This is a genomic window from Streptomyces sp. NPDC079141, from assembly GCF_040686775.1.
GTDB lineage: Bacteria > Actinomycetota > Actinomycetes > Streptomycetales > Streptomycetaceae > Streptomyces.
In genome coordinates, this window is sequence record NZ_JBFBLP010000002.1 from 1 (window position 1) to 22,579 (window position 22,579).

Annotated in this window: 19 protein-coding genes and 1 pseudogene; 15 read left to right on the plus strand and 5 right to left on the minus strand. The window is 70.0% G+C overall.

Translation table 11 applies throughout. From position 1 onward, the window contains the following. Nucleotides 1-971: hypothetical protein (locus AB0Q90_RS05155; RefSeq protein WP_363159773.1), on the plus strand; the 971-nt coding region annotated here is incomplete at its 5' end. Nucleotides 972-1,056: 85 nt separating this feature from the next. Further along, nucleotides 1,057-1,458, plus strand: a complete 402-nt coding sequence (locus tag AB0Q90_RS05160) for a hypothetical protein (RefSeq protein ID WP_363159772.1) — start codon at nucleotides 1,057-1,059, stop codon at nucleotides 1,456-1,458. 366 nt (nucleotides 1,459-1,824) lie between these two features. On the opposite strand, the gene AB0Q90_RS05165 is transcribed toward AB0Q90_RS05160, so the two are convergent. The 3 genes from AB0Q90_RS05165 to AB0Q90_RS05175 form a co-directional block, all read right to left on the minus strand. Next, nucleotides 1,825-2,880: a transcriptional regulator gene (locus AB0Q90_RS05165; RefSeq protein WP_363159771.1), complete on the minus strand. Its 1,056-nt coding sequence runs from the start codon at nucleotides 2,878-2,880 to the stop codon at nucleotides 1,825-1,827. A gap of 124 nt (nucleotides 2,881-3,004) precedes the next feature. After that, nucleotides 3,005-3,217: a DUF397 domain-containing protein gene (locus AB0Q90_RS05170; protein ID WP_363159770.1), complete on the minus strand. Its 213-nt coding sequence runs from the start codon at nucleotides 3,215-3,217 to the stop codon at nucleotides 3,005-3,007. 3 nt (nucleotides 3,218-3,220) lie between these two features. Beyond that, entirely contained in the window at nucleotides 3,221-4,108 is an 888-nt protein-coding gene (locus AB0Q90_RS05175) for a helix-turn-helix transcriptional regulator (RefSeq protein WP_363159769.1), read from the minus strand. Nucleotides 4,109-4,457: 349 nt separating this feature from the next. Between AB0Q90_RS05175 and AB0Q90_RS05180 the strand changes: the two are divergent. The 10 genes and pseudogenes from AB0Q90_RS05180 to AB0Q90_RS05225 form a co-directional block, all read left to right on the plus strand. Beyond that, nucleotides 4,458-4,616: pseudogene (locus AB0Q90_RS05180) on the plus strand (ATP-binding protein); the annotation flags it as partial. A 165-nt stretch (nucleotides 4,617-4,781) separates the two neighbouring features. Continuing rightward, nucleotides 4,782-5,030 carry a hypothetical protein gene (locus AB0Q90_RS05185; protein WP_363159785.1) on the plus strand — a complete coding sequence of 83 codons (249 nt, stop codon included), beginning with the start codon at nucleotides 4,782-4,784 and terminating at the stop codon, nucleotides 5,028-5,030. Further along, nucleotides 5,027-5,269 (plus strand): hypothetical protein, encoded by a 243-nt coding sequence (locus AB0Q90_RS05190; protein ID WP_363159768.1) that lies wholly within the window; start codon nucleotides 5,027-5,029, stop codon nucleotides 5,267-5,269. Before AB0Q90_RS05185 ends, AB0Q90_RS05190 begins: the two co-directional genes overlap by 4 nt. Before the next feature lie 113 nt (nucleotides 5,270-5,382). Continuing rightward, on the plus strand, nucleotides 5,383-5,952 hold the full coding sequence (gene epsC / locus AB0Q90_RS05195) for a serine O-acetyltransferase EpsC (protein WP_363159767.1): 570 nt from the start codon (nucleotides 5,383-5,385) through the stop codon (nucleotides 5,950-5,952). Beyond that, the gene (locus AB0Q90_RS05200; protein ID WP_363159766.1) at nucleotides 5,949-6,851 is read left to right on the plus strand and encodes a cysteine synthase family protein; all 903 of its coding nucleotides are present in this window, start codon (nucleotides 5,949-5,951) and stop codon (nucleotides 6,849-6,851) included. The genes epsC and AB0Q90_RS05200 overlap by 4 nt, the downstream gene beginning before the upstream one ends. 111 nt (nucleotides 6,852-6,962) lie before the next feature. Then, nucleotides 6,963-8,126 carry a hypothetical protein gene (locus AB0Q90_RS05205; RefSeq protein ID WP_363159765.1) on the plus strand — a complete coding sequence of 388 codons (1,164 nt, stop codon included), beginning with the start codon at nucleotides 6,963-6,965 and terminating at the stop codon, nucleotides 8,124-8,126. Nucleotides 8,127-8,161: 35 nt separating this feature from the next. Continuing rightward, nucleotides 8,162-12,034 (plus strand): amino acid adenylation domain-containing protein, encoded by a 3,873-nt coding sequence (locus AB0Q90_RS05210; protein ID WP_363159764.1) that lies wholly within the window; start codon nucleotides 8,162-8,164, stop codon nucleotides 12,032-12,034. A gap of 16 nt (nucleotides 12,035-12,050) precedes the next feature. Continuing rightward, complete coding sequence (locus AB0Q90_RS05215) at nucleotides 12,051-12,692, plus strand: response regulator transcription factor (RefSeq protein WP_363159763.1); 642 nt, start codon at nucleotides 12,051-12,053, stop codon at nucleotides 12,690-12,692. A 24-nt stretch (nucleotides 12,693-12,716) separates the two neighbouring features. After that, nucleotides 12,717-14,858 (plus strand): ATP-binding protein, encoded by a 2,142-nt coding sequence (locus AB0Q90_RS05220; RefSeq protein WP_363159762.1) that lies wholly within the window; start codon nucleotides 12,717-12,719, stop codon nucleotides 14,856-14,858. A gap of 13 nt (nucleotides 14,859-14,871) precedes the next feature. Then, complete coding sequence (locus tag AB0Q90_RS05225; RefSeq protein ID WP_363159761.1) at nucleotides 14,872-15,114, plus strand: hypothetical protein; 243 nt, start codon at nucleotides 14,872-14,874, stop codon at nucleotides 15,112-15,114. Nucleotides 15,115-15,163: 49 nt separating this feature from the next. Here the strand turns inward: AB0Q90_RS05225 and AB0Q90_RS05230 are convergent, their stop codons facing one another. Next, a complete protein-coding gene (locus tag AB0Q90_RS05230; RefSeq protein ID WP_363159760.1) occupies nucleotides 15,164-16,789 on the minus strand; it encodes a M4 family metallopeptidase in 1,626 nt (541 codons plus the stop codon). A 120-nt stretch (nucleotides 16,790-16,909) separates the two neighbouring features. Here AB0Q90_RS05230 and AB0Q90_RS05235 point away from each other — a divergent pair, with 120 nt between their 5' ends. Next, entirely contained in the window at nucleotides 16,910-17,362 is a 453-nt protein-coding gene (locus tag AB0Q90_RS05235) for a gamma-glutamylcyclotransferase family protein (RefSeq protein ID WP_363159759.1), read from the plus strand. On the opposite strand, the gene AB0Q90_RS05240 is transcribed toward AB0Q90_RS05235, so the two are convergent. Then, the gene (locus tag AB0Q90_RS05240) at nucleotides 17,289-19,460 is read right to left on the minus strand and encodes a molybdopterin oxidoreductase family protein (protein ID WP_363159758.1); all 2,172 of its coding nucleotides are present in this window, start codon (nucleotides 19,458-19,460) and stop codon (nucleotides 17,289-17,291) included. The two genes, AB0Q90_RS05235 and AB0Q90_RS05240, sit on opposite strands and share 74 nt — an antisense overlap. Before the next feature lie 358 nt (nucleotides 19,461-19,818). Between AB0Q90_RS05240 and AB0Q90_RS05245 the strand changes: the two genes are divergently transcribed. Together AB0Q90_RS05245 and AB0Q90_RS05250 are read left to right on the plus strand one after the other, a co-directional pair. After that, the gene (locus AB0Q90_RS05245) at nucleotides 19,819-21,324 is read left to right on the plus strand and encodes an amino acid adenylation domain-containing protein (RefSeq protein ID WP_363159757.1); all 1,506 of its coding nucleotides are present in this window, start codon (nucleotides 19,819-19,821) and stop codon (nucleotides 21,322-21,324) included. After that, nucleotides 21,321-22,568, plus strand: a complete 1,248-nt coding sequence (locus tag AB0Q90_RS05250) for a hypothetical protein (protein ID WP_363159756.1) — start codon at nucleotides 21,321-21,323, stop codon at nucleotides 22,566-22,568. Before AB0Q90_RS05245 ends, AB0Q90_RS05250 begins: the two co-directional genes overlap by 4 nt. Nucleotides 22,569-22,579: the final 11 nt, after the last annotated feature.

The following is a 22,579-nucleotide window of genomic DNA, read 5'->3' on the forward strand; positions in this document are numbered from 1 at the left end:
CACAAACGTTCATGATCATGGTGGCCGTACCCATGCCCGCCCCCGCCCCCATAGCCGCTGACCAGCATGGACGCCAGAACTACAGCTGCCGTGTCAGCCAGCCCTATGACCCGCAGAGCCTCTCCTCCTACAGCTACAGCGGCAACGACCCCATCAACTACTCCGATCCTTCCGGGTTCATCCGGGTGGAAGCCGATGGTGAAGAGTGCAGCGGAGGCTGGGACGAATGTGGGCCTGGAGTAATCACCCCCAATACCGAGAGCGATACGAGTACCAGCAATACCGGTGACGGTTCGGACAATGCGAGTCCGGGTCCGGTCGACTGCGCCGATTACGGGTACATGGTGAAGGATGCATGTGCCGGAGCCGTCGGCAAAGTCGAGGGTGTCGTGGACACCTCTAACCTGAATACGGCAAGTGCGGCGCAGATTCCTGACCTGGTCCAGTGCGACAACGGTGACTGGGTCTGTAAACTGCGTAACTCTCTCTACCGGACTGCCGTCGCATCGGGGATGCTGGGCGGAAGTTATGGTTTCTATGGGTTGGCCGCCAAGTCAGGCGGCCCTCGGGTAACGGAGAAGTCGGTTTGGTCTATGCCGCCGTCCCCGCGCGGCTTTAAAATTGAAGAAATGCTCGGCGGTAACTTGCCGAACAACTTTAGGACTATCGATAAGTGGGACAAGGGTGCCGGGGTTGCGACTAGCATCAAGTCGATTGATACTAGTCTGCCGTCCTATTCGACAGCGTCGGGCATTAGGGCAACTGGTCGTAAGTATGTACGGGCGATGGCTAGGTTCAACGGCGCCAGTGGTGGTGGCGTTACTATTGCCCAGTCGGAAATCAAGATGCGACGGCTTGAAATTGGTGTGCCTCGAAATGGCCTAACAGATTCCCAGGAAGGGGCTTTGTTGGACGTCGTTAAGTACGGTCGACAACAAGGTGTGGTGGTTGAAGTCATGAGGTTTGACTAGTTGATGTAAGATGTGGGCCACCGGGTGGGTTTCACCCGGTGGCCCACAGTATCGGACTCCCCTCCCTCCTGACTGGCGGTCGACTATGGGAAGTAGTGAACTTCTAAAAGATGTTGCGATTTATTCGGAATGGATCTCGAAAGCTTTGAGGGCTTCGGGTTATGGCGCAGACTTCACTGTTTCGAGCGTGCGTGAGGTTGAGCGCTTCATGGCTGATTCGACATTTCAGGGTGAGGCCAGGCCGGGTGGCCTATTGGTGGAGGATACAGGCGGTCGCTTGTTTGCTTTGGGGGTCTATGTTGGTGAAGTGATCAGACGTTCCGCTGGTGGTAATTGGAAGGCCGATGACGGTGATCCGTCAGGAGAGATTAATATTTCTCTGGAATTGCCGGACGGGACAACTATTTGGCCAGTGCGTAAGGTAATCAAACGTTTTCGGGGCGGAGCTGAGGAAAGCCTGGTGGCTTATGTGGCGTCCGTTAGGTGAGTCGAGGGGATCGTCCATGGAGACAATGTCCACCGTTTCGGGTTTGACCGAGCGAGATTGTTATTGAACGAGCCGTTGAGGTCCAGGCAAGGTGCTGGTGCTGAACGGAAATCTGGACATGATCCCGGATATAATCTTAGCGATCCATCAAGGAGTCACCCTGTCAAGCCGCGGTCCAGGTCTCCCAGGCGATCGTGCCGAACTCGGCTTTCAGGATGACGGTGGAGCTCTTCGCTGTAGCGTGTCGAAGCGCGATTCGGTCCGGCCGACGCTCGGGCGGGTGTTCAATTGGTAAAACATTTTCCAGAATTAGCGCGAAATTTATTGGCTGACTTTCTCTGCCTGGGTCTGAAGGCGCGACGGGGATCAGGTGGCCAGCGATGGCGGCGCGATCGTGCGTGCTCGGTCGTACAGGTCGCGGGCCGTCGCGTTCTTCAGATGAGGGCGCAAGAGTCCGAACATCGCCTTCACGCGTTCGTCGGCACGGCCGGACTGCACCTTGGGGTAGTCGTCGAGGGCCTGGTGCCAGGTGGCACACGCCGCTTCCAGGTGGCCGAGTTCCAACTGCCGCTCTGCCAACAGGCCACGACGGTGTACCCGTGTGCGCTGGTACACGCTGGGGCGGAGCCGGTCCGCTTGCCGCATGACTTCGACGGCTCCGGCCTTATCGCCGAGTTCGTAACGCACCTGACTGACGTGGTAGTTGAGCGAAGAGGGGTCGTACGAGCCGAACGCCTTGCCGCGTGACTCAGCACGGTCCATGGCCGCCTCGGCCTCCCGGATGTAGCGCAGCGCACCCGTACGGTCGCCGGTCTGCGCGGCGGCGTGCGCCTGCTGGCCGACGAGGAAGGCCAGCATCCGAGGGCCGGCTTTCGGAGAGGCGGCGGCAGCGGCATCGGCGAGCTCCATGGCCTGCGCCCCGCGACGGAGGTCTACTGCCTGGACGCTCATGCCCCGCAGGGTGGTGCAGTACGTCAGGTGGTCTTCGGCAGCGCCCGCCAGCTCCAGAGCCTTGACGTAGTACCGCTGTGCGAGACCGTGCAGCCCTTCGTCCACGGCCATGTAGCCGGTCAGGTAGAGCAGGTCTGAGGCGGCGGAGAGCATCGCCTTGCGTACGTCCTCGGGTGCGTCGGCGCGCAGGTAGGAGGTAACGGTGTTGACCATGAATGAGGCAGCCATGGGACGTGCGTGACGGCCGCCGAACTCATCGTCAAGCTCCGAGACACGCTCGGTCATGGCGACGACCATGTCTACTTCGTTCATGCCGATGCGGGTCGTGCGGCCGGACTGAATGGCCTCCGCACGCCCGACCACATCAGGCCAGCCGGGAATGGTGACGGCCACAGAGAAGAGGCCGACCCCCAGGACACTGCGCCGGGACGGGTCCATATCCAACCTCCCCAGGTTGATCACCCCTTCCACGGTATCCGCAGCTCTGGAGGAGAGGTTGCCGGGAAGGGCAAGTCGGCTTCGGCATGGGATTCACGGCATGGTCGACTTCGGCCGCCCAGGTGGTTGGTCCGTGATCGGGATTCGCAGAGCAATTTCAGCCGCAGGGTGAATGTGGCGTGCGATTCAGGCATCCCTGTGCCACGGCATCCAGGAACGAGGCCCAAGTGGTCGGGGGAAGGAGAAGGAAGGCGTCGTTGGGGCGCTTGGAGTCACGTATCGCAATGGTGGCCGGGATGTTGGTGGCTATCTCGACGCACTCGCCTTCGTAGTCGCTGTAGCTGGACTTGCGGTAGTGGAAGACAGGCACGGCTCACAGTTCCTTACGGAGTTTTCGCAGGAATGAGGCTGACTCCTGCTGGTCGAGGGCTCGGGCTGTGATGATCTCGAAGAGTTCGTCGTAGGCTGTGGCGCTGTCGCCGCCCTCCAGCCAGCGTTGGCTGAAGGGCGCCTCCGCGTAGACGATGTCCATGGCTCCGGGCTCGGTGAACGAGATGATGTTGAACGAGCCGTTGAGGCCAAGATGGGTGCCGGCGCTGAACGGGTAGATCTGGAGGGTGATGTTGGGTCGCTCGGACATCCGTGTCAGATGGTCGAGTTGGCCCCGTGCTGTGTCGGCTCCGCCGGGGAAGTTGCGGAGGACCGCCTCGTAGATCACCGTGTGCAGTGAGAGCGGCGGATTGTTGGAGAGTCGCTGCTGGCGTGCGAGTCGTGCGGCGACGAACTGCTCTTCCGGACCTCGGGTCCTGGCCGTCGCGGCGGTGGGTTCCTGCGTCAATGCACGTACGTAATCCGGAGTTTGGAGTAGCCCCGGTACGAACGCGGGCTGCCACGTCCGGATGGTCGTCGCAGCACTCTCCAGAGTGACGTACTCCTGCATGAGGCCCGTGATGGCGTACTCGTTCCACCATCCCTTTGCCTTGCGTCGCTCGCGATCGACCTTCGCCAGTTCCAGGAGTCCGCCGACGATGCCCGGGTCATGGACGCCGTACAGCTCGCACAGTGTGCGAATATCCGGGTCGCGCATGGGTACCCAGCCGCGCTCCATCTTGGCGACCTTCGTGGTCGACGCGGTGAGTGCCTTTGCCGCGTGTGTCTGTGTCAGCCCTGCCGCTGTGCGCAACTTGATGAGCTCACCACCGAGCCGGCGTCCCAGGGCGGTGGAGATGCTGTTGCCTTGTGTCGGCTGGCTCGCGGTCACGTAGGCGCTCCTTGCGGTGTCGATGCAAGGTCAGTTTGGAGTGGTGGGTGACTGCCGCGCAAACTATTTCGGAGGAATTCCTCCAAGAGGAACTTGCGCGGCGTGGTTCTGTGGTCCTACCGTCGGTGACGAACTGCTCGCAGAGTGGCGCCAGTTCGTATGACCGGCGCTGCCCGCCCTCGCCCGGAGGTGCACGACATGGTCGCCCCCGAAGAGCCCGAAGCCCCCCTCCAGTACGACCGCCTCGACTACACCCCGCTCCCAAGGAGCGTCACCCTCGCCCGCCGCCGGGCCCACCGCCTCCTCGCCGACTGGCGCACACCCCGAACTCGCCCCGGACGCCGCCCTGTTGGTCTCCGAGCTCGCCAGTAACGCCGTACTGCACGGCTGCCTCCGCGACCGGCTCTTCCGCGTCGAACTCGCCCTCACTCAACGCGTCGTACGCATCGTCGTCTCCGACCCGAGGGGTGAGTTACTGCCGAGCCCCCGCGATGCGGCCGTGGGGGACAAGTTCGGGCGCGGGTTGCTCATCGTGGGTGAGATCGCCGACCGTTGGGGCGTGGAGGAACTCACGGTCGGCAAGTCCGTTTGGTGCGAGCTGGATGTCGTACGGCGGACGGAGCGCGCGCACTATGGTGAGCCCCGCGAAATCCGGCTCCCAAGGAGGGCGACCATGGCCGAACCGTTGAAGACCTTCGTGGGCGGCGTCGAAGTCGAGGTTCCCAATAGCATCCCCGCGATCCGTGCCGCCCTCCCGGAGGAGCGGCGCGAGGAGTTCGACCGGGCCATCAATGAGGCCGGGGTGCACGACATCCACACCGTCATGCGGCATTGGATGCTGGAGGCCGTGCCGGATCCCGAGGCAGAAGCCGTGCTGCGGCGTCTCGCTGCCGACGAGGCCGAGAGGCGGGGCGTCGCTTGAACTACCGGATCACATACGCGTCGCCCGCCGACAGCACCTTGGCCAAGATGCGGAATGCCGAGGCGTTCAGGGAGGCCATGGAGCGAACCATCGGGCGCGATCCGTACGGGCATGGCTCGACAGCGGTCCGAGGCGAGCGTGACCGACGCGAGGCCACGGTGCTCGGTGCCATCGTGCTCTATTACGTCTCGGGGTCCGTGCTGACCGTGACCGTGGTCCGGCTAGTCCCTGGTCCGTGAACGGGTGACCCGGTCCGCGGCGCCGACCGGGACACGATCGGGACAGGTATCTCGTGTGCCTGGGACGTGGGTCGGCCGACAGTTGGTGGCCCACCCAGCACCGAGGAGCATCCATGAGCCCCCGCCCCCACCACCTCTACCGCGCCGCGATCGCCGACCTCGACATGATTCAGGAGCGCGATCCCTCGATCCGGTCGCGGGCGGAGGCGCTGCTGCACCCCGCCGTTGTCGCCGTCTGGGGTCACCGGGCGGCGCACCGGCTCTACCTGCGGGGTCGGCGCCGTACTGCCCGACTCGTCGCGGGGATGGCGCGGGTGATGTCCGGCAGTGTCGAGATTCATCCAGGGGCGCGCATCGGGCGGCGGTTCTTCGTGGACCACGGTGCTGCCGTCGTGATCGGCGAGACCGCTGTCATCGGGGACGACGTCACGCTCTTCCACCAGGTGACCCTCGGCTCCACCGGCTGGTGGCACGATCGGGAGCGGCCGCCGGACGCCCGTCGCCATCCCGCGGTCGGGGACCGCGTCGTCATCGGCGCCGGGGCCACGTTGCTCGGCCCGATCACCGTCGGCGATGACGTGGTCGTAGGGGCGCAGGCCCTTGTCCTGCGGGATGTGCCGCGTGGTAGTCGGGTGCTCGCGCCCGTCGCCGAACCGCAACCCCGGCGGGAGGCCGTGTCATGAGACCCGTCGCCTCCCTCGCCGAACTCGTCGGAAACACCCCGATGGTTACGCTTCAGCTTGGCCAAAAGGCCTGCGTGCACGCCAAGTTGGAGGCGGCTAATCCGCTCTCCAGCGTCAAGGACCGCACGAGCCTGTTCATGCTGCGGGCCGCCGAGGAGCGTGGGCTCCTGCGCGCGGGTACGGTCGTGGAGGCGTCGTCCGGGAACACCGGTATCTCGCTGGCCGCCCTGTGCGCGGCGCGCGGCTACGACTGCGTGATCGTGCTGCCGGACAACGCCACCACCGAACGGCTGCGGCTGCTGCGGGCGTTCGGCGCCGAGGTCGTGCTGACGCCGTGCGAGCAGGGTTACGCGGCGGCCATCGAGAAGGCCGAGGAGATCCACCGGGCGCGGCCCGGGTCGTGGTTTGCGCGGCAGCACGACAATCCCGACAACGTCCTCGCCCATTACGCCACCACCGGACCCGAGATCTGGCGCGACACCGGTGGCCGGCTCGACGTGTTCGTGTGCGGGGTGGGCACCGGCGGCACCCTCAGCGGTACTGCCCGCTACCTCAAGGAACGCGACCCGGCGATACGGGTGGTCGCGGTCGAGCCCGAGCGCTCGCCTGTGCTGAGCGGCGGCCCCGGCGGCCCCCACCGCATCCCCGGCCTCAACGGCGGCTTCGTCGCGCCCACCACCGACACCGGGCTGATCGACGAGATCCTGACCGTCTCCGACGAGGACGCCTACGCGGCCTCACGCGAACTCGCCCTCCGCTACGGCCTGTTGGTCGGCGTCTCCGCCGGGGCCGCCGCCCACGCCTGCCGGACGCTGGCCGTTCGGTCCGAGTACGCCGGGAAGGCACTGGTGACCGTCTTCCCGGACACGGGGGAGCGGTATCTGTCCTGGCAGGACTGAGCACGGCAGAAGGCAGCGGACCGGGTGGGCCCGGTCCGCTGCCTTCTGCTGGTAGCAGGACAGGGCCGCCGTCTCATGCGCCCGGGACGCCGGGCCGCCGACCGTCGAAGTGTGACAAACCTCGCGAATCACACGATCGCCCTCTCCCTGGACCGGACGCTCCAGGCCGGCCCCGTGCACTGCCCCGTGCAGATCCGCGCCGGAGACGCCGCGTGGAACGAACTCGGGCGCGTCACTGCTCAGTTGGCGGCCGAGTCGTTCGTCATCTACGTCGATGAAGGCGTCCCCCGCCCACATGCCGCCCAAGTCCTCCAGCAGTTGGGCCTGAGCGCACCCACTCACGTGGTCCGGGACCCCGCCACCGCCCCCATCACCCCCGACTCCGTCGTCGTAGGACTCGGCGGCACCCGGGCGATGGAAGGCGCCGCACGGCTCGCGGGGCCCGGGTCCAGGCCGCTGCTGCTGCCCACGACCCTCACCGCCATGACGGACACGGCCCTGACGCTCGTAGGACGTGACAGCGCGCCCCGCCTGGTGCGGGCCCACCTGGACACCCTGCGGACGCTCCCGCCCGCCGCCGTACGGGCCGGCCTCGCCGCGCTCGTCCGGGGCGTTCTCGCGGTCAGCCCGGCGTTCTACGACACGGTGGCGTCCCGGCTCGTCCCGGAGGCCTCCTACGACCTCGCCACCCTCGCCTCCTTCGTCGCCCTGAGCGTGGAGATCCGGTCCACGCTGACCGTGTACGACCCGCTGGAGCAGGGCGCCGCCGCGGCCCTGCGCTACGGCGACCCGGTCACCCGGGCCCTGCGCGCGCTCGGCCACCGGGACGCCGCCGCCGTCGGGCTCGCGGTCGCCGCCCGGATCGCCGTACGCGCCGGACTGCTGGACGCCGACGCGGAGCGGGCGCACCGCGAGCTGATCGGGCGCTGGGGAGCGCGTACGACGCTGCCCGCGTCCCTCGGCGCGGACGCCGCCCGGGACGCGACGGGCCTGCGGCCGGTCGGCATGGTCCTGCTCGACGGGCTCGGGCGGCCGCACGTCACCCGTTCCGGACCGCTCACCGAGGTCGCCCCCGAGCTGCTCGCCGAGGAGCTGGCCGCCGCCGGAGCGCTGCCGCGGGCCCGCTCGGGCGAGATGCGGGTCCCGGCGGACCGGGACAACGGGTCCCGGGGCGACGCGATCCGACCGGGACACGGACGCAACACCGGTCTCATGCGGCCGGGGCGTCGGGACGCGGAGCGTGAGAAGGGAGCAAAAGCTCCTCAACGCACATGAAACGCCCCCCGATACCTGTGAAACGGACCCCCGACATGCGTGACACGACCCGCCCGAAGTCCACGTCTCTCTGCCTCTCCGACCTGCTGCACCGGCAGGCGCGCCTCTTCCCCGACGAGACCGCGGTCGTCTTCCGCGACCAGCGCCTCACCCGGCGCGAACTCGTCGAACAGGCCTCGCGGCTCGCCGCCCTCCTGCGCACCCTCGGCACGGCCTCCGACGACCGTGTCGGGGTCTTCGCCGAGCCCTCGCTCGACCTGATGACGGGCGTCTGGGGCGTCGTCCTCTCCGGCGGCGCGTACGTGCCGCTCTCCCCGGAGTATCCCGAGGAACGCCTCCGCTACATGATCGAGGACGCCGGTCTCGACGTCGTCGTCGCGCAACGTGGCCTGACGGACCGGCTGCGCGAACTCGCCCCGCGCGGCACCCGCGTCGTCACACTCAACGACGTACCGGACGAGCCCGAAGAGCCCACCCCCCACCACCCCTCCGCCCTCGCCTACGTCATCTACACCTCCGGCTCCACCGGCCGCCCCAAGGGCGTGATGATCGAACAGCACAGCATCGTCAGCCAGTTGCGCTGGCTGCGCGCCGCCCACGGTCTGCGCCGCGGCAAGGTCGTCCTGCAGAAGACGCCGATGAGCTTCGACGCGGCCCAGTGGGAGATCCTGGCCCCCGCCCTCGGCGCCCGGGTCGTGGTGGCCGACCCCGGAACCTACCGGGACCCTGAAGGCCTGATCCGCGCCGTCCGGGAGCACGGCGTCACCACGCTCCAGTGCGTGCCCACCCTGCTCAGGGCCCTGCTGGACACCGAGGATCTGCCCCGATGCACCTCGCTGACGCAGGTGTTCAGCGGCGGGGAGGCGCTCTCTGTACCCCTCGCCCGGGATCTCCTGGCCGCGCTCCCGGAGGCCGCGCTGACCAACCTGTACGGGCCGACGGAGTGCACGATCAACGCGTCCGCCCACACGGTCGGGCCGGAGGATCTCACCGACCCCGGGCAGAGCGTGCCGATCGGTACGCCCGTACGCGGCACCCGCTTCCACGTCCTCGACAAGCACCTGGCCCCGGTGGCCGATGGCGAGGTCGGTGAGCTGTATGTCAGCGGCGTTCAGCTGGCCCGCGGCTATCTGCACCGCCCCGAGCTGACCGCGGAGAAGTTCGTGCCCAACCCGTTCACGAACGAACCGGCCCACTCCCGCCTCTACCGGACCGGCGACCTCGTATCCCGCACCGACACCGGTGCCGTCCGCTTCGCCGGCCGTACCGACAACCAGGTGAAACTCAGGGGCTTCCGGGTCGAGCTGGACGAGATACGCACGGCCATCGAGGCCCACGACTGGGTCCGCAACGCGGCCGTCGTCGTCAAGCGCGACTCCCGCACCGGATTCCAGAACCTGGTCTCCTTCGTCGAGTTGAACGCCAAGGAGGCGGCCCTGATGGACCAGGGCAGCCACGGCTCCCACCACCAGTCCAAGGAGAGCAGGCTCCAGGTGCGGGCCCAGCTGTCCGGCGCCGGCTTCCGCGACGAGGCGGAGCTGGCCGGTCTGCCGGTGACCGACCTGCCCGGCCGCACACCGACCGACCGGCAGCGGCAACTCGTCTTCGCCCGCAAGACGTACCGCTACTTCGACGGCGGCGAGACCACCGCGGCCGACCTGCTCGCCCTCCTCGGCCGCAGGGCCGCCGCAGCGCCCTCCCGCGCGCCCGAGGACCTCACGCTCGCCGAACTCGGCGAGATCCTGCGGTACTTCGGGCAGTTCCTCAGCCCGGAACGACTGCTGCCGAAGTACGGTTACGCCTCACCCGGCGCGTTGTACGCGACGCAGATGTACATCGAGGGCATCCCCGGACTCGCCCCGGGCTGCCACTACTACCACCCGGCCCGGCACCAACTGATCCGCGTCGCGGAAGCGACGGACGTCACGGACCCCACAGCCACCCGGCCGCCCAGGATCCACTTCGTCGGCAAGCGCAGCGCCATCGAGCCGGTCTACAAGAACAACATCCAGGAGGTCCTGGAGATCGAGACCGGCCACATGGTCGGCCTGTTCGAGGAGATCCTGCCCGCGCACGGCCTCGGCATCGTCGGCACCGGCCGCACCCCCGGCATCAAGGACCACCTGGCCTGCGCCAAGGAGGACTACGGCCTCGGGACCTTCGAGCTGGTGCCGTACACCGAGGCCCGGGACTCCGCCGGCATCGACCTCTACGTCCAGGCGCACCCCGGCAAGGTCGCTGACCTGCCCGCGGGCCAGTACCGGTACCACGCAGGCGACCTGGAGCGGATCAGCGACGACCTCGTCCTCAAGCGCCATGTCATCGCCATCAACCAGCAGGTCTACGACCGTTCCGCCGTCGGCATCACCGCGATGGTCCGCGGCGACACCCACCCCGACTGGCGCGCCTACGTCGACCTCGGCCGCACCCTCCAGCGGCTCCAGATGAACGACCTGGGCCTCGGCTTCATGTCCTCCGGCTACAGCTCCAGGTCCGGGCACGCCCTCCCGGCCGCCCGGCGCATGGCGGACATCCTCGCGGAGTGCGGGATGCCGAGCGGTCCGTCGTACTTCTTCGTCGGCGGCCGGATCAGCGAGGAGCAGCGGCGCAGCGAGGGCATGTACGAGGACCGGGTCCATATGAAGGGACCGGCCGAGATGATCAAGGAGGATCTGCTCGGCCTGCTGCCCGACTACATGGTGCCGAACCGCGTCGTCATCCTCGACGAACTGCCGCTCACCGCCAACGGGAAGGTCGACCTCAAGGCCCTGGACAGCAAGGCGCCGACCGGTTCCGGGCGGCCTGTCGTGCCGCCGCGCACCGGCACCGAGAAGCGCCTCGCCGCGATCTGGCGCACCGCCCTGAAGCTGGACGACGAGGACGGTGTCTCCGTCCACGACGACTTCTTCGAGTGCGGAGGCAACTCCCTGGTCGCCGTCTCGCTCGTGCACCGCGTCAACGAGGAGTTCGGCAGCTCGCTGCCGCTCCAGGTGCTCTTCGAGGCACCGACCGTCGAACGGCTCGCCCACGCGGTCGACGACGAGAGCGGACGGCACTCCTCACGGCTGGTGCGGCTGGCCGGCGGGGCGGCCGGGACGCCCCCGGTCTTCTGCTGGCCCGGCCTCGGCGGCTACCCCATGAACCTGCGCCTGCTCGCCGAACGCATGGACCCCGACCGCCTCTTCTACGGCGTCCAGGCCCACGGCATCAACGCGGGCGAGGAGCCGTACCCCACCATCGCGGAGATGGCCGCGGCGGACGTCGCGGAGATCCGCCGCCGGCAGCCCGAGGGCCCGTACACGCTGTGGGGCTACTCCTTCGGCGCCCGGGTCGCCTTCGAGGCGGCGCTGCTGCTGGAGCGCTCCGGCGAGCGGGTCGAGGAGCTGTTCCTCATCGCCCCCGGCTCCCCGAAGGCCAAAAGGGCGCACCCAGGCGCAGGAGGGATCGGCCATCAGCCCGGCACGGACCGGCCCGCCTACGACAACGAGGACTTCGTCCGGATCCTGTTCTCCGTCTTCACGGGGCGTATCACCGGCCCGGCCCTGGTCGAGTGCCTGCGGGCCGCGCGGGACGAGCGGAGCTTCACCGGCTTCATCCGCAGCCTGCTCCCTGCTCTCGACGAGGGGACGGTCCACCGGGTGATCGGCGTCGTGCGCCGGACGTACGAGCTCAACTACACCTTCCCCGAGCTGGCGAAGGGACGGATCGACGCCCCGGTGACGGTCTTCAAGGCCCGGGGCGACGACTACTCGTTCCTGGAGAGCAGCGGCGGATTCTCGGCCGAGCCGCCGACCGTGGTGCCCCTGGAGGCGGACCACTACGGCCTGTTGAGGGAGCCCGGCGTCGACGAGGTCGTACGGGCGATCCACGGTCATGTACGTGTAATGTCAGGTTGTGACCGAAAGTGACCGTTGTGTACCACGTGTGCTCATTGTCGACGATCACCCTCTCTTCCGCGACGGACTCAAGTCCGCGCTGGAGAGCTCCGGCGGGGCCGTCGTCGTCGCCGAGGCCGAGTCCGCCGACCAGGTGCCCGACGCCGTGGCGCAGCACCGGCCCGACGTGGTCGTCATGGACCTCACCCTGCCGGACACCTCCGGCATCGAGGCGACCCGCAAGCTCGTCGAGCAGTACCCGGGACTGCCGGTCCTCATGCTCACCATGTCCGACGACGACGGCAGCCTCCTCGCCGCCCTCCAGGCCGGCGCCCGCGGCTACATGGTCAAGGGCGCCGGAGCCGAGGACATCCTGCACGCCGTGCGGACGGTCGCCGCCGGCGGCGCGGTCTTCGGCGCGGAGGTCGCCGCCCGGCTGGGCACCCTGCTGTCGGCCGGTCCCCGGTACGAGGCGGAGCGGCTCTTCCCGAGCCTGACGACCCGCGAGGTCGAGGTCCTCGGCCTCATCGCCCGCGGCTACGACAACCGCCGTATCGCGCGCGAGCTGGTGCTCTCGGAGAAGACCGTCCGCAACCACGTCACCCACGTCTTCGACAAGCTCCAGGTCACCTCACGGGCCGAGGCGGTCGCCCGGGCCCGGGACGCGGGCCTGGGCGAGGACGACACCTGACCCTCCCGACGAAAGGGGGTTCTCATGCGCACGGACCACGGCCGGACCACCCGTCCGCCCGGCTCGGGGCCGGGCATGATCCCCGCCTACGTCGTCTGCGTCGTGACGATGCTGTCCGGCATCGCCTGGGCGACGCTCGTCCTCGTTCACCTTCACCACCCGAACCTGGAGGAGGTCCGCGGCTTCACCCCCGCCGCGATGACGATCCTCGTCAGCTTCGGGTACTCCCTGACCGGCCTCGTCTTCGTGTCCCGGGACCCGGGCCGTCCGCTGGGCCGGCTGCTGCTCGCCGCCGGCCTCTCCATGCCGATCGCCCACCTGACCGGTGTGACGGTGGCGATCACCGGAGTCGGCGGCCCCGTCCGCACCGCGAGCTTCCTCCTCGACACGGCCGCCTACGCCCTGTGGGTCAGCGTGCTCTACACCCTCCCCCTGTGGCTCCCCATGGGTCGGCTCACCCGCTGGACCGTGGGACCCGCGGTCATCGGCATGACATACAGCCTGCTTCAGCAGTACGCCGAGTTCGCGCACCCGGGGGAGACCTTCTACCAGGTGCCCACCCCGCTCGACCAGGGCGTATGGGCGCGCGTCGAGGACACAGCGGGCTGGCTGTACCCCGTCATCAACTGGGTGTCGCCGATCCTCATCGCCACCAGCCTCCTCGTCATGGCCCTCCACTGGCGGTTCACGCCCAGGGGCGAACGCGCCTACGCCTTCCTCCTCGGGCCCTACCTGCCCCTGGCGGCGTTCCTCTGCCTCGTCAACCTCGTCCCGCTGCCCGCCGACCTCGTGGAGGCCGCGTACCTGGTCGCCGCCACGGCCTGGCCCATCACCCTCGGCTACGTCCATGTCCGCGACCGCACCTGGGCCCTGGACCGGGCCGGTCGCCGGGTGATGACCTCGCTGGTGCTGACCTTCGTCCTGTTCGTGGCCTACCTGGCCGGTGGACTCGTGCTCTCCCTGCTCGCCCCGGGTGCCGTCACCCCCCGTGCCCTGATGGCGGTCTGCGTCGCCGTGCTCGTCGGCGCGCTGCTCCGGCCCACCGCCCGCTGGGCCGCCGCCCTCGTCGAACGGCGCTACTACGGCAAGCGCGCCGAGCCCTACCAGGCCGTCCAGGCCCTCGCCGACCGCCTGGGCCACGCCCTCGACCCCGGCGACATCCCGCGGGTGCTGTGCGACACCGTCGTCCACACCCTCGGCCTGCCCGCCGCCCGCCTCGACGTCCGCACCCGCCGGGGCCACCGCGAGCTGGCCCGTCTCGGCGCGCCGGGCGCGGGCGACGAGGTCTTCCCGCTGGTCCACCGGGGTGCCGAGATCGGCTACCTCCGGGTGCCGCCCCGGCCCGGTGAGCTGGCCCTGGACCGCCAGGACCGGGAGGCGGTGCGGATCCTCGCCGACCACAGCGCCCCCGCCCTCGCCTCCCTCCAGCTCTACGAGGACCTCCAGACAAGTCGGGAGCAGATCGTGCTGGCGCGCGAGGAGGAACGGCGACGGCTGCGCCACGACCTGCACGACGGCCTGGGCCCGGCGCTGTCCGGTCTGCGCCTCCAGATCGACGCGATCCGCGCGGCGGCCCCGGACCGGACGGCACGGCTGCGGACGATCTCCGAGGGCATCGGCACCGCCATCGACGAGCTGCGGCACATCACCGCGGGCCTGGCGCCCGCCGCACTGGACGGCACCGGCCTGTCCCGGGCGCTGCACCAGACCGCCGAGAGCCTGGCCGGGCGCGAGCTGCACATCGACGTCGACCTCGAACCGGAGCCCTTCCCTCGGCTCCCGGCGGCCGTGGAGGTCGCCGTCTACCGCATCACCGCGGAGGCCCTGAACAACGCGGTCCGCCACTCCCGCGGCGACCGGGCCCGGCTGCGGGTCACGCTCACCGGGGAGACGGTCACCGTGGAGATCGGCGACAACGGCCGCGGCGTCCCCGATCCGCTTCCCGACGGCGGGGTCGGGCTGCATTCGATGGCGGAGCGGGCCGCGGAACTGGGCGGGACGTTCATCGTGCGCAACACGGGAGCGGGGACGGTGGTGCGGGCCCAGATGCCGACGGGCGCCGACGGCCGGCCGGGCGGAGATGGGACCGCACCGGGACCTGGGGACCATGCGCCCGGGACAGAAAGCGGGCAAAACTCCTGGAGGAAGCAGTCCTCCGCACCCTGACGAGGTACCCACCATGCCCCAGCAGATATCCGCCCTGAGCGGCAAGGCGAAGGCCGCGGGCCTTCTCGCGGTCCTCACGGCCGTGGCCGTGCCGCTCGCCAAGGCCGTCGGCCGGAAGAACACCACCGTCCATGCCCTGGGTGGCCGGCCCCCGGGCTGGCCGGACAAGCCCAGCCTGGCCGGCGAGGGGGACGGCTGGCCGGACAAGCCCAAGGCGGACGCCGAAGACGACAAGTGGCCGCCGAAGCCGAAGTGACCGACCCAAGGGGCCCGGCCGCGCACCCCGCGCGGCCGGGCCCCTCGCCTCACTTCACGTTCACGGCACTCCAGGCCGCCCCCACCGCCGCATACTCCGCGCTCCCGGCCCCGTACAGATCCTTGGCCGCGCTCAGGGTCGCCGTACGCGCCCCCGCGTAGTTGGTCGACGACGTCATGTAGACCGTCAGCGCCCGGTACCAGATCGCGCCGAGCTTGGCCCGGCCGATGCCGGTGACCGAAGAGCCGTTGCAGGTGGGGGAGTTGTGGGCGACGCCGTTGATGGTCCTGGCGCCGCTGCCCTCCGCGAGGAGGTACGCGAAGTGGTTGCCGACGCCGGAGGAGTAGTGGACGTCGAGGGTGGCGGTCGTCGCGCTCCAGCAGTCCACCGAACTGCCGTCCCTGGACGGCTTGTCCATGTAGCGCAGGGCGCTGCGGCCGAAGCCGGGGCGGACGATCTTCTCGCCGATGAGGTAGTCCCCGGGGTCCGAGGCGTTCGCCGCGTGGAACTCGACCAGTGTTCCGAAGACATCGGAGGTGGCCTCGTTCAGCCCGCCGCTCTCGCCCGAGTACGTCAGCGCCGCCGTCTTGGACGTCACGCCGTGGGACATCTCGTGACCGGCCACGTCGAGCGACACCAACGGGCCGAGGTTCGTCCCGTCACCGTCGCCGTAGGTCATGCAGAAGCAACTGTCGTCCCAGAAGGCGTTGTTGTACCGGGTTCCGTAGTGCACCCGGCTGTAGGAGCCCTTGCCGTCGCCCGCGATGCCGTTGCGGCCGTGGGCGCTCTTGAAGTAGTCCCAGGTCACGTCGGTGCCGTACTGCGCGTCCACCGCGGCCGTGGCGCGGTCCGTGGTGGCCCCCGTGCCCCAGTGGTTGTCGGCGTCGGTGAACACCGTGGACGGCGCCCGGCTGATGCATATGGTCCCCAGCAGACACAGGTCCGACTGGTTCGCCGCGTCACCCGTGTAAGTGCCCCCGCGGCTCGCGTCCTTGAGCTGGTACGTCGATCCCGACAGCGTCGTGTTCAGCGGCACCGTCCCGCTGTACAGCGAACGCCCGTCGCCCGTCGCCGACTCCAGCACGTCCCACGCGTCGATCTGCGTGCCTGTGGCCGCGTCGGTCAGCACGGTCCGCGCGACCGGGTTGCCGAGGGAGTCCTGCGCCAGCACGTCGGTCTGCCAGGCCAGCTTCGGCGCGCCGTGCAGGGCGTCGACGACCAGCCGGGGCTTGGCGGTCACCTTCTTCAGGGCCTCGCCCAGATTGACCGCGCGCAGCGCGTTCACCGCCAGGTCGGCCGCCTTCGGCGCGGACAGCGAGGGCGTCACGCTCGCGGGCGCGACGGAGCCCTTCGCCGCGCGGGAGGCGCTGCGGTAGCTGCCGTCCGCGGCCAGGTGGACGACGAAGTCGCCGCCCAGGACCGGGAGTTGGCGGTAGGTCCGGTCGTAGCGCACATGCTGGGAGCCGTCCGCGTCGACGATCACGTCCCGGACGGTCGTCCGTTGCGCGGAGGTCAGGCCCATGGCGGCGGCCTGGTCCAGGAGGGCCGCCGCCGCGTTGTCGACCGCGGTGGCCCGGGTCGGACTGTCGCTCGCACCGGCGGTCGGCATGGTGAGCGCGGCGGCGAGCAGGCCGGCTGCGGTGGCGGCGACACCGGCGGTGGCGAGACGGCTCATGGATCTCCTCGGGCAGGCGCGTGGGGGAAGGGGGTGATCTTGCCTGCGATTTAAGGGGCCATGACAGGTCGGGGGCCAGGGCCGTCCCGTGGAGATGTGTGAGGGGACAGAATCGTTTCTGTGAGACTCCCGTTCTTCGTCTACGGCACGCTGCGCCCCGGCGAGCCGAACCACGACCTCTTCCTGCGCGGACGCACCCTGCGCGAGGAACCGGCACGGCTCGCGGGCGCCCTGCTGTACGACGGTCCCGGCTATCCGTACGTCGTCGAGGAACCGGGGCCGGAGGTCCGGGGGGAGTTGGTCACCGCGCGACCCGAGGAGTACGCCGAACTGCTCGCCGTACTGGACCGGTTGGAGGAGTACGCCCCGGGGGACCCGCGCAACCTCTACGAACGGGTGGCGCGTGAGGTGACCCGGACCGACGACGGGACATCGGTGCGGGCCTGGGTGTACGTGGCCGCCCCGCCCGTCGCCGCCCGGCTACGGGCCCGCGGCAGGGTCATCGGGAGCGGGGACTGGACGGCACGCCGCCGGCCGTCTCCACCGTCTCCACCCGCACCGCGCACGACTTGAACTCCGGCATCCGCGACGTCGGGTCCAGGGCCGGGTTCGTCAGGGTGTTCGCCCGGCCCTCGCCCGGCCAGTGGAAGGGCATGAAGACCGTGTCGGGGCGGATGGCCGTCGTGATGCGGGCCGGGGCCACCGCCCGTCCGCGGCGGGAGACGACGGCCACCGGGTCGCCCTCGGCCGCGCCGAGCCGGGCCGCCAGGCGCGGGTGCAGTTCGACGAAGGGGCCGGGGGCGGCGGCGTTGAGCTCGTCCACCCGGCGGGTCTGGGCGCCGGACTGGTACTGGGACACCACCCGGCCGGTCGTCAGCAGCACCGGGTACTCCTCGTCCGGTTCCTCGGCCGTGGCGCGGTGCGCGACCGGCACGAACCGGGCCCGGCCGTCCGGCGTGGCGAACCGGTCGAGGAAGAGGCGGGGCGTGCCGGGGTGGACGCCGGACGACTCGTCGTCCTCCGCGGGTGCGTCCAGCGCCGAGTCCTCGCCGTCCTCCGGGACCGGGGCCACCGGGCACGGCCAGAACACGCCGTTCTCCTCGGCGAGCCTGCGGTAGGTGATCCCGGAGTAGTCGGCGACACCGCCCGCGCTGGCCCGGCGCAGCTCCTCGAAGATCTCCTCGGGGTCGGTCGGGAAGCCCTTCTCCACACCGAGGCGGCCGGCGAGCTCGTGCATGACCTCCAGGTCGCTGCGGACGCCCTCGGGCGGGGTGATCGCCTGCCGGCGCAGCAGGACGCGGCCCTCCAGGTTGGTGGTCGTCCCCGTCTCCTCCGCCCACTGTGTGACGGGCAGGACGACGTCCGCGAGCGCCGCCGTCTCGGACAGCACGACATCGCAGACGGCGAGGAAGTCGAGGGACTTGATGCGCTCCTCGATGTGCGCGGCGCGGGGCGCCGACACCACCGGGTTGGAGCCCATGAGCAGCAGCGACTTTATGTCCGTACCGAGGGCGTCGAGCAGTTCGTAGGCGCTGCGGCCCGGGCCGGGCAGTGAGTCGGGGTCCACGCCCCACACCTCCGCCACATGCGCCCGCGCCGCCGGGTCGTCCAGCTTGCGGTAGCCGGGCAGCTGGTCGGCCTTCTGGCCGTGTTCGCGTCCGCCCTGTCCGTTGCCCTGCCCGGTCAGACAGCCGTAGCCGGACAGCGGGCGGCCCGCGCGGCCGGTGGCCAGGCACACGTTGATCCAGGCGCCGACGGTGTCGGTGCCCTTGGACTGCTGCTCGGGGCCGCGCGCGGTGAGCACCATCGCGTTCTCCGGCTCGCAGAACATCCGTACGGCCTCGCGCAGCTCGGGCACGGCGACGCCGGTGATCCGCTCGACGTACTCGGGCCAGTGCGCCAGCGCCTCCGCGCGCGCGTCCTCCCAGCCGGTGGTCCGCTCGCGGATGTACTCCTCGTCGGTGCGGCCCTCGGCGACGATCAGGTGCAGCAGCCCGAGCGCGAGGGCCAGGTCGGTGCCCGGCCGGGGGGCCAGGTGCAGATCGGCCTGCTCGGCGGTCTTCGTGCGGCGCGGGTCGACGACGATCAGGGTGCCGCCGTTCTCGCGCAGCTCGTTGAAGAACCGCAGCGACGGAGGCATCGTCTCCGCCAGGTTCGAGCCGACCAGGATCACGCAGCCCGTCTTCGGGATGTCCTCCAGCGGGAACGGCAGCCCGCGGTCGAGCCCGAACGCCTTGATTCCCGCGGCCGCCGCCGACGACATGCAGAAGCGGCCGTTGTAGTCGATCTGGGAGGTGCCCAGCACCACCCGCGCGAACTTGCCGAGCGTGTACGCCTTCTCGTTGGTCAGACCGCCGCCGCCGAAGACTCCGTACGCGTCCGGGCCATGTTCCGTACGCGTACGGACGACGTTCTCGGCGATCCGGTCCAGCGCCTCCTCCCAGGAGGCGGGCACGAGCTTGCCCTCGGAGCGCACCAACGGGGAGGTCAGACGCACCCGGGAGGAGAGCACTGCCGGCGCCGTACGGCCCTTGCCGCACAGCGCGCCCCGGTTCACCGGGAAGTCCGCCCGCTCACTCAGCTCGACCGTCCCGTCGGGGGCGGGCGTCAGATTCATCCCGCACTGCAGGGCGCAGTACGGGCAGTGCGTGGGCGTGGCGGAGTTCTGCATGCCCTCAAGCGTGCTTCGGCCGTGTTACGTGCCGTGTCGGCGGATTGTTACGCGGACGGGACGGCGACCTCCTTTTTGCGGTCCGGCCGCCGTGAGGCATAGGGCCGCCCACCCCTGTGTTGCCGCCGGACGGGACGGAAGTTGCCTCCGATGTGAAAGACGTCACAAGTGGCTCATTCCGTCTCGTAGTTGGCCGGTCACAGCTTGTTGAGAATTGAATGGCCGGAGCTACAGTCGAGCCCACGTGCAGCCAGGCGCCGCTGCGCGACTTCCGCACGGCATTCGATTCATCCGGCATGCCCGCCGATCGTCCGGCCCGGCCACCGCCACTCGAACCAGCCAGGAGGTCCCCTCCATCATGCCCTTGCGCCAGCTCACCCCCCGTGACCAGCGACTTTTCCGGCAGTACGGATACGGCCCCACCGTCCGTGTCCCGGACCCCCTCCTCCATCACGCCGTCCGGCGGCAGGCCGCCGCCGCACCCCATGCCGTGGCCGCCGAGCACGAGGGCGCGCACCTCACCTACGGCGAGCTCGACCGCCACTCCGACGCCCTCGCCGCCCGCCTCGCCCGCGAGGGAGTGGGGCCCGGCGACCACGTCGGACTCTTCGTCCGCCGGTCCATCCCGATGCTGGTCGGCCTGCTCGGCATCCTGAAGGCGGGCGCCGCCTACGTCCCGCAGGACATCGGCCTCGCGCCCCCGGCCCAGCTCGCCCATGTCGTCGCCGCCGCCCGCACCCGGGTCGTCCTCACCGTCGCCGAGCACGCCCACCGCGTGCCGCTGTCCGCCGGCCACCTCCTGATCACCCTGGACGAGCCCCAGCCCTGCGCCCCCGCCCCGCGGCCCGCGACCGGCCCCGACGACAGTGCCTACGTCCTGTTCACCTCCGGCACCACCGGCCACCCCAACGGTGTGCGGATCACCCACCGCAACCTCGCCAACATCCTGCTCACCGCCCCCGGCGACCTCGGCATCCGCCCCGGCGACCGGGTCGCCCAGCTGCTGAACATCGCCTTCGACATGGCCGCCTGGGAGATCCTCGGCTGTCTCGCCCACGGCGGCACCCTCGTCATCCGCGGCAAGGACATCGCGGCGGCCGCCCGCACGGCGGACGTCCTCGTCGCCACCCCGACCGTGCTGTCCGGCATCGATCCCGACACCTGCCCGCGGGTGCACACGGTCGCCGTCGCCGGGGAGCCGTGCCCACGTCCGCTCGCGGACCGCTGGGCCCGCCGGGCCGCCTTCTACAACTGCTGCGGCCCGACCGAGACGACCATCGTCAACACCATGGGCCGCCACGACCCGGCAGCGGCCCTGCTGACCATCGGCCGCCCCACCCCCAACAACACGGTGTACGTCCTGGACGCCGACCGCCGCCCCCTGCCCATCGGCGAGGTCGGCGAGATGTGGGCGGGCGGCGACTGTGTCTCGGCGGGCTATCTGGGAAGCGATCGCCTGAACGCCGAGCGATACGCCCCCGACCCCTTCCTCGGCGCCGGGCGCCGGATGTTCCGCACCCGTGACCTGGGCAGATGGACCGCCGACGGCCAACTGGAGCATCTCGGCCGCACCGACGACCAGGTCAAGGTCCGCGGCTTCCGCGTCGAGCTCGACTCCGTCTCCTCGGTGCTGGAGTCGGTGGAGGGCTGTGTGCGGGCGGTGACGCTGAAGCGGGACGCGCGGACGCTGGTCGCGTTCGTCTGCCCGGCGGAGGTCGACCCCGACCGGGCCCGGCGCGCGGTGGCGGACGCCCTGCCGTACTACTGCGTACCCGAGAGTGTCATGCCCTTGACATCATTGCCGGAGACGGACCGCGGGAAGATCGACAAGCAGGCGCTGCTGCGGATGGCGGCGGCCCGATGACCACGTCCCTCGACCGGGAGGCCGTCGACCTCCCCCCGCTCACCTCGGCCGCCCGCCGCCTGCTCAAGCACCCCCGCCTGATGCACTACAACCGGCTGGCGGCACTGGTGCTCACGGCCAACCTCGTGTTCCTGTGGACGAGTTGGACCCCCTCGGCGGCCACCATGAGCCACGCGGCGCTCGCCAACCTCGCCCTCGCCGTCGTCGTCCGCCAGCAGTACGTCATCAACCTCTTCTTCCGGCTGGCGACCGCCGCGCCGACCCACTGGCCACTGAAGATCCGCTGGACGCTCGGCAAGGTCTACCACTTCGGCGGGCTGCACGTGGGCGGGGCGCTGGCGGGTTCGGCCTGGTTCCTGGCCGCGACCGTCACCGGCGACAACGGCCCGGCCACCGCGGTGGGCTGGTCCCTGCTGGCACTCCTCGCCGCCATCATCGCCACCGCCCTGCCGCCCTTCCGCGCCCGCCACCACGACCACTTCGAGAAGATCCACCGCTTCGGCGGCTGGACCGCCCTCGCGCTCTTCTGGACGCACACCCTGCTGTCCGCCGCGGGACCGGTGCCGCTCGCCGTCCTGGCGGTCACGACCTTCAGCGTCGCCCTGCCCTGGCTGCGGCTGCGCAAGGTCGACGTCCGCGTCGAACGCCCCTCCCCGCATGTGGTGCTGGCCCGCTTCGACTACGGCGAGACCCCCTTCGCCGGCTCCTCCACGGCCATCAGCCGCAGCCCCCTGAAGGAGTGGCACTCCTTCGCCAACGTCCCCGCCCCCGGCCGGCCCGGCTTCCGCCTCACCATCTCCCGCGCCGGCGACTGGACGGGCTCCTTCATCGACGACCTGCCCTCCCGGGTCTGGGTGAAGGGCATCACCACGGCCGGCGTCGCCAACATCGAGGTCCTGTTCAAGAAGGTGATCTACGTGGCGACCGGCAGCGGCATCGGCCCCTGCCTGCCCCATCTCCTCGCCGCCGAGGTCCCCTCCCGCCTGGTCTGGGCGACCCGCGATCCCCGCACCACCTACGGCGACGCCCTCGTCGACGAGATCCTCGCCGTCCAGCCGCAGGCCCTGGTCTGGGACACCTCCCGGCACGGCAAGCCCGACATGGTGCGCCTCGCGTACGAGGCGTACCGCGACTTCGGTGCGGAGGCGGTGATCTGCATCTCCAACAAGAAGCTGACCTGGCAGGTCGTGCAGGGCCTGGAACGGCGTGGCATTCCCGCGTACGGCGCGATCTGGGACTCGTAGAAGGGGATTTC